Here is a 7,012-nt window from a genome sequence, read left to right on the forward strand (position 1 = left end):
CTAATTAGCTCAGACTAAAAAATTACACATCTGTAGTAAAATGCCAACAAGTTGTTAAACAACCTCACGACTTATCCCCTTAAATAACTCTTGATCAAACTCGTAGACTATTTTCTTGATTGTTCGATCTTTAGGTTTTTCTCCAGAATTTATTTGAATTTCCTTGATAAGAAACCGGAGTAATTCTTTTTTATCATAGTCATCTAATAGGTTATAAAAGGAATTAAAATCACTAGTAATGCGGTTAATTACTGGTAATAAGTCATTGTTTTTCTTTAGTTCGATCTGCTTTGTTAGTAGTATTTTAAATTCCTTTTGTTCACTTTCTTGATTCTGAACTCTTTTCATTTCATCACTAAGTGTATTTATGTCTACTATTTTCTTCGTATAGAGCTGCAAGAGTTCCTGTTTTTCTCTTTTTAGTTCTCTTAAACTTTTTTCTAGTGATTTAAGTTCTTCTTCAATTGGTTCAAGTTCACTTTTTAGATTATCGATAACAACTGTTTGTAATGGTACAGAAAGGTTTAGATTGTTAAGGTAATTCATAACCTGCGACAATACCTCTTGTTCTGCATACTCCTTTTTTACAAGATTCGAATTACATGCTTTAGAGCCACTGTTTTTAAAACGGCCACACACGTAATATTTGTATTTTTTGTTTGCATTCCCTTGTACCATTGCACCGCCACAAGTAGGACACTTTAATAGACCTGATAATGGAAAGGATCCGTTGTGTAATTTTTCTTGGGTATAACTACGAAGCGATAAAAGTTTTTGGGTTCTTTCCCAAAGTTCTTCACTGATAATCGGATAATGGTTACCTTTTTTATATTTACCTTTCCATTTAACATATCCAGTGTAGATTTTGTTATTGAGAATGGTTTTAACAGCAGTAATTGACCAATGATTATCCTTTTTAGTTTTGATACCTTGCATATTTAAATTAGTAGCTATTTTTCTATAACCCCACATTTTATTGGAGTAACAATCGAAAATGTATTTAACTACCTTTGCTTCCTCTTCATCAACTACTAATTTCTTGTTGATTAAATCGTAACCAAATACTCTCCCACCGTTAAAGTAGCCATTTTCAAATGTTTTCTCCATCCCTAGTGACGTACGAAAAGCGATTAGGTCTTTTTCTACCTCAGCAATAATACCTAATATCTGATAAATTAGTTTCGAGTTAGGGTCGTTTGTATCGATATTATCAGCAATGGAGATTAAATTCTTGTTAGCCTTTTTTAAACGACTGAAGATATATTGGGAATCTAAAGAATTACGTGATATACGGTCTTGTTTAAATACAATGATTGAATCAATATTATTCCCCTTTTGGAAAACATTATAAAACATCTCTTTAAACTCAGGTCTATTTGAAAAGCTTTCTCCGGATGCGGGTTCCTCTACAAATATTTTCACAAGATCAATATTATTTTCGTTACAATACTTTTCTATTGCCTCAATTTGTTGTTCAATAGATGTGTTATCTAATTGTTTATTTGTACTAACACGAACATAAGCATAAGCTCTTATATATTTTACTGGCATATTAACTTGCATCCCTGACATTTCAATCTTTGCTGTCATATTTCTCTCTCCATTTCAATAGAAAATGCTTCTCCTATAGAATCCGAATATTTAACCATTAGGTCAGTTAGGTAATTTAGAAAGTCATAGCCCTTTATTCTTGTTAACTCTTTATTTGTCGCAAGTCTAAGTCTGTAATCTTTATCGTAATCTAATATTTCATTTTTCATCATAATTTAATGAACTCCCCTTATCTATTTGTGGTTTTAAGACACAAATAACAGCCGGCTTGTCATTTGCTGAAACATGATAACCGCAGAAAAATGATATTTTAAGAGGAAATCAAAAATATTTTTATTTTATTTGGAAATTGGGGAAATATTTATATAAATTCAATTAGATAGCATGGGATAGTCATTTATAGGAAAAAAATGATATATATGGCAGTATCTTTTATGAATGCAAAAAGAGCCTAAAATACGCAAGTAGTTCATAAAAACTTGCATATTTTAGACCCTTTAATTTTATCCTGATTGTCTTAAAGTACCCATTTGTTAAAATAGGAATGCGAATAATGCATTTAATGTACCATTTTCAAACAAAATATAAATACCTAGCCCTATAAATACAATTGGTACAACCCAACGTTCATATTTCTCAATTTTTTCCGATACAAATTCTAAGGAAGCTAAGCGATAGCTAATAAAGCATAAAACCCCAACCATAATGAAAAAGACAATACTAGCAACAAGGATTTCTACCGTATTTAATGCCGTGAAATACGGTATATAAATAGAAAAGTCATCTGCACTGGAAGACAGGACAATAAATGTAACGGTTAAATATAATTGATTAAACCGATTGGAGGAAAATAAAGATAATATATTGCTTTCACTTTCATCCTCCTCTCCCTTGATCCAAATCTTAATACCAAGATAAAGGGGAATAAGACCAAGGAGACCTAAAACCCATTGCTCAGGAATTAACCATGTAATACCTAGAGCAACTAAAAGACTTGCAGCTATAATAATAGCCGTACCTATGTATTGTCCAATCCATATATGTTTTGCTTGTCCTTTTTTTATTTGCGAAAATAAAAGGATTAAAATAATAAGATAGTCAATCCCTGTTGCTACATAAACTGCAGCTGCTGTAAGTGCCGTTGTAATCATTATTTCATCTCCAATGCTTCTGGATAGGGCTTTTCAATGGGAAGAAAAGCCCTTAATTTTACACATATATTTATATATTAATTTTCTTTGACCTGCATTAACCTTAAACCGTTTAATGCGACTAAAAGAGTTGCTCCCATATCTGAAAGGATGGCAATCCAAAGTGTTAGCCAACCGGGGATAACCAATAATAAGGCAATGAATTTAATAGCTAATGCGAAGGTAATGTTTTGCTTAATTATAGTAAGTGCTTTTCGGCTTAGTTCCACAGAAAATGGAAGTTTCCTTAAATCATCTCCCATTAAAGCAACGTCCGCCGTTTCAAGTGCGGTATCTGTACCTGCTCCACCCATTGCGATTCCAACAGTAGAGGCAGCTAACGCAGGGGCATCATTGACACCATCGCCAACCATCGCTACGTTTCCATATTCGGATCTCAATTGTTTAATAAATTCTAACTTATCTTGTGGTAATAATTCTGCTTGAATATCTGTTACCCGAACATGCCCTCCAATTGCATTCGCTGTACCTTTGTTATCACCTGTAAGCATAATAGTTTTTTTGATTCCAAGTTGATGTAACTTTTGAATAACCTCCTTGCTTGAATCACGTACTTCATCAGCTACCGCAATGGCAGCAAGTATTTCTTTTTCAGTTCCAACAACCATTGCAGTTTTACCTTGATTTTGAAGGGTCTTAATAAGTTGATCTTGTTCATTATTAAAATCAACTGATAGATTCTCAAATAATTTCGGATTTCCAATGTAATAAGTCGTTCCGTTGATAGTCCCCTTAATTCCTTTTCCTGTAATAGAAGAGAAATCATCCACGATTATATGAGTGTAGGCAATGTTCTCCTCTTCTGCTCTTTTCATAACGGCTGAAGCTAGAGGATGCCCAGAACGATATTCTAATGCAGTAATGATGGACAACATTTCTTCTGCATTTACCTGATTGTTCAACACGTTAAAATCTGTTACAACTGGGACTCCTTTTGTAAGTGTACCCGTTTTATCAAAAGCAATTGCTTTTAAAGCACCCATTTCTTCTAGATAATTTCCGCCTTTTATAAGTACACCTTTTTTAGCTGCATTTCCAATTGCTGAAACAATTGAAATAGGAGTTGAAATAACTAATGCACAAGGACAGCCAACGACCAATACTGCTAACCCTTGATAAACCCAAGTTCCCCAGCTACCACCAAATAATAATGGTGGTACTACTGCAACCAACCCTGCGATAATCATAATAATAGGCGTATAATATTTTGCAAATTTATCTACAAACGCTTGAGAAGGCGCGCGTTCCCCTTGAGCTTCTTCAACAAGGTGAATGATTTTGGAGATTGTTGTATCTTCAACCAACTTTGTTACTCTAACCTCAAGTATTCCCTCTTCATTTAATGTGCCTGCAAAAACTTCATCTTCTACTGTTTTCTCGACAGGGACAGACTCGCCTGTAATAGCTGCTTGATTAACAGCAGAGTAACCATTTACTACTACACCATCCATAGCAAGCTTTTGACCGGGTTTCACAATCATAATATCGCCAACAGCAATATCATCAACAGAAATCATCATTTCTTGCCCATTCCTTCTAACAAGCGCCTCTTTAGGAGCAATATCCATTAGAGATCGAATCGATTGTCTTGCTCGGTCCATAGAAAATCTTTCTAGAGCTTCACTAATTGCAAAGAGAATAACGACAATTGCACCCTCTGCCCATTCCCCAATAATAGCTGCCCCAATAACAGCCACTGTCATAAGGGTTTTCATGTCAAATTCAAAATGTAGCAAGTTTTGAAACCCGACTTTAAAGAGTGAATATCCGCCAATTACTATCGCTGCTGCAAACAATAGGGAAGTAATAATATTTTCTTCTCCATTAGCAATCTGAGAAATATAACCAAAAACGATTAATAAAGAAGCATATAGTAACGTGTTGTGTTTTTTATAAAATAGCTCCTTTTTTTCTTTGGCCTCTTTCTTCTCTTCTCTTAATGGTTTATCAGTAGTCACTTTAAGATTTTCAAAAGCGCCAGCTTTTTCTAATTCGTCAATGGTTGTATCGCCATATACTTCGATTTTAGATGCACCAAAATTTACTTTTGCATCCTGAACACCTGATAAGTTTTTTACATTCTTTTCGAATTTACCCGCACAATTAGCACACGAAAAACCTTCAACCCGGTACACATTTTTATCTTGATGAACAACAATTGGCGCTTGCCGTTTTCGTTTTTCAGGCATTACTTTAAGACTTTCAAAAGCTCCTGCTTTCTCTAATTCATCAATAGTTGCATCACCATACACGGATATTTTGGATGCACCGAAATTAACTTTTGCATCTTGAACATTGGGTAGTTTCTTAACATTTCTTTCAAATTTTCCTGCACAATTCGCACATGAAAAACCTTGTACTCGGTAGGAAGTCATTTCAAATTCTGATCGTTCTGCTTGTTCAGACATTTACCTCCACCTCTTTCTTGTGTGTTAATGCAATCATCATAATTTGTTTGATATGTTCATCGTTTAACGAATAAAAGGAGAGCTTTCCTTCCTTCCGATATTTGACAATCCTTTGCTTATAAAGTGTTCGTAAATGATGAGAAGCATTAGCAACCGTAACTCCTAAGATATTTGCTATATCACAAACACATAGCTCATCATCTTGACACAGAGCATAAGTGATTTTTGCTCTATTTTCATCGGCAATTGCTTTTAACATTTGAGAAATACCAGAAATATCTACTGTTTGTAAATCACTCTGTATTCGATTAACCTTTTCTTCGTCATAACAAAAAACTTCACAGGTATCCTTCTTACTCATATTTTCACTCCTCATTATTCAAATATATACTTGAATATAGTATAACACTTTTTATTTTTCATTCAAATAATTATTTGAATGAAAAATAAAAGAAGAATCGGAGCTACATATTCCAATTCTTCTTCACCTATTCTGCTTTTTAATACAAAAAGCACTACTTTTTGTTACCGTTCATTTCTTATTTCTAAACCATTTATCCCATAGTTCATGGAATAGAAAGTTATATTTAATCATTACTCCGTATTCAACGACTAGACTAACAAGTTTTGATAAAGGCTAAGGGGAAATAGAAATAGGTAGTGTCATTTAGGAGGAGATTACATTGGGTGTAAGTATTGGTGACACTTGTAGACTCTATAAGACATGCAAAATATGTGGGGAAACTAAATATATTAAGAAATTCGAAACTACAGGTGGGAGAAGAAGTAATCCATCTAAAAGAAAATCATATTGCCCGGCTTGCAAAAAACGTAGGCATGAAAGAATACTAGATCTACGACTAGAATATAAATTCGATACGTCCCTATTAGATCCTTTTAAAGAAATTGTTATACGGGGGCCGTAGTGTAAGGGGTTATAGATATGAAAATATAATAAGCTATGACAAAGCAAAGAAGCTAGTGGAAGAAGGAGCGGTAGGTAAAGTACATAGTAATTTAATACACAATTTCTTCAATTGGAAATCTGTAAGGGAATTTGTATTGGAACGAGATGGTTATACCTGTCATTATTGCGGTTTTTACGGTGATACAATTGATCATAAAGTTCCTAATTCAAAGGGAGGAGCAAGAACGCCTAATAATTGTGTTTGTGCTTGTATCGAGTGTAATCGAAATAAAGCTGATATTGGGTATGAGGAATATATAAATAATGTGGAATTGATTGAACAAGGTTAAATGGATTAATTATTATATTGTTTTTTTGAACGTAGATAAGCGGTGAGTAGAATAGGAGGATAAAGTGATTTTATGACAGAACGAGAATGCAAGAGGAAATTCGAAAGGGTGGAAAATGGGCTAAGATGACAGGTGAACGTGCAAGGATCGATGCGAAAGTACATAAGACAGCTATTGTATATAACACGAAGAATGGTTGGGTAAAGGAGTTTTACGATGGTACATTGATACAGAAGAAGATAGAGGTGTTGAAATTCGGGAAAAGGAACGGATAAATCGAATTATGTCACTCTTACAAAGGATGGTTGATGGTCAGGGAAAGGACATAAACAAACTATAACCTATTGTATTGCTACGGCAGATTTAGGAACTGCAATGGGTAGAAGAAAGTAGAAGATGAAATTAATTGGAGTAATCCAGTATAAGATTAAATAAAAGGAATTTATAATTGAATAAAGAAAACGGAGGGAGTGTAAACTGAACTGTGTAAGTGAGAGAGCGTACGACTCTTGCTTCGCAGTTCAGTTTTTTTATTGTAAGATAAAAATATAACGATTGGGAGGTTATTCTATTGGCCAAGTCAAA

The 7,012-nt window shown here is 34.0% G+C and carries 7 protein-coding genes; 2 read left to right on the forward strand and 5 right to left on the reverse strand.

The genetic code is table 11. The annotated features are described in order from the left end of the window. Positions 1-54 precede the first annotated feature (54 nt). From KQI49_RS11905 to KQI49_RS11925, 5 genes are all read right to left on the reverse strand, one after another. Complete coding sequence (locus KQI49_RS11905) at positions 55-1,590, reverse strand: recombinase family protein (RefSeq protein WP_216489317.1); 1,536 nt, start codon at positions 1,588-1,590, stop codon at positions 55-57. Further along, complete coding sequence (locus KQI49_RS11910) at positions 1,587-1,763, reverse strand: hypothetical protein (protein WP_216489319.1); 177 nt, start codon at positions 1,761-1,763, stop codon at positions 1,587-1,589. Before KQI49_RS11910 ends, KQI49_RS11905 begins: the two co-directional genes overlap by 4 nt. 321 nt (positions 1,764-2,084) lie before the next feature. Next, entirely contained in the window at positions 2,085-2,702 is a 618-nt protein-coding gene (locus KQI49_RS11915) for a CadD family cadmium resistance transporter (RefSeq protein WP_216489320.1), read from the reverse strand. Positions 2,703-2,779: 77 nt separating this feature from the next. Next, positions 2,780-5,170: a heavy metal translocating P-type ATPase gene (locus KQI49_RS11920; protein ID WP_216489321.1), complete on the reverse strand. Its 2,391-nt coding sequence runs from the start codon at positions 5,168-5,170 to the stop codon at positions 2,780-2,782. After that, the gene (locus KQI49_RS11925) at positions 5,163-5,531 is read right to left on the reverse strand and encodes an ArsR/SmtB family transcription factor (RefSeq protein ID WP_216489322.1); all 369 of its coding nucleotides are present in this window, start codon (positions 5,529-5,531) and stop codon (positions 5,163-5,165) included. The genes KQI49_RS11920 and KQI49_RS11925 overlap by 8 nt, the downstream gene beginning before the upstream one ends. A 701-nt stretch (positions 5,532-6,232) precedes the next feature. On the opposite strand from KQI49_RS11925, the gene KQI49_RS11930 reads away from it, so the two are divergent. Then, on the forward strand, positions 6,233-6,427 hold the full coding sequence (locus KQI49_RS11930; protein ID WP_216489323.1) for an HNH endonuclease: 195 nt from the start codon (positions 6,233-6,235) through the stop codon (positions 6,425-6,427). A gap of 86 nt (positions 6,428-6,513) precedes the next feature. Then, positions 6,514-6,702, forward strand: coding sequence for a hypothetical protein (locus tag KQI49_RS11935; protein ID WP_216489324.1), 189 nt, complete (start codon positions 6,514-6,516; stop codon positions 6,700-6,702). Positions 6,703-7,012 lie beyond the last annotated feature (310 nt).

It is taken from the genome of Virgibacillus sp. MSJ-26 (assembly GCF_018918075.1).
In the GTDB taxonomy this organism is placed as follows: domain Bacteria; phylum Bacillota; class Bacilli; order Bacillales; family Amphibacillaceae; genus MSJ-26.

Bases quoted from the DNA above. Each gene is read 5' to 3' on its own strand.
- KQI49_RS11915 (WP_216489320.1), bottom strand. From the start codon at position 2,702: ATGATTACAACGGCACTTACAGCAGCTGCAGTTTATGTAGCAACAGGG.
- KQI49_RS11905 (WP_216489317.1), bottom strand. From the start codon at position 1,590: ATGACAGCAAAGATTGAAATGTCAGGGATGCAAGTTAATATGCCAGTA.
- KQI49_RS11910 (WP_216489319.1), bottom strand. From the start codon at position 1,763: ATGATGAAAAATGAAATATTAGATTACGATAAAGATTACAGACTTAGA.
- KQI49_RS11935 (WP_216489324.1), top strand. From the start codon at position 6,514: ATGCAAGAGGAAATTCGAAAGGGTGGAAAATGGGCTAAGATGACAGGT.
- KQI49_RS11920 (WP_216489321.1), bottom strand. From the start codon at position 5,170: ATGTCTGAACAAGCAGAACGATCAGAATTTGAAATGACTTCCTACCGA.
- KQI49_RS11925 (WP_216489322.1), bottom strand. From the start codon at position 5,531: ATGAGTAAGAAGGATACCTGTGAAGTTTTTTGTTATGACGAAGAAAAG.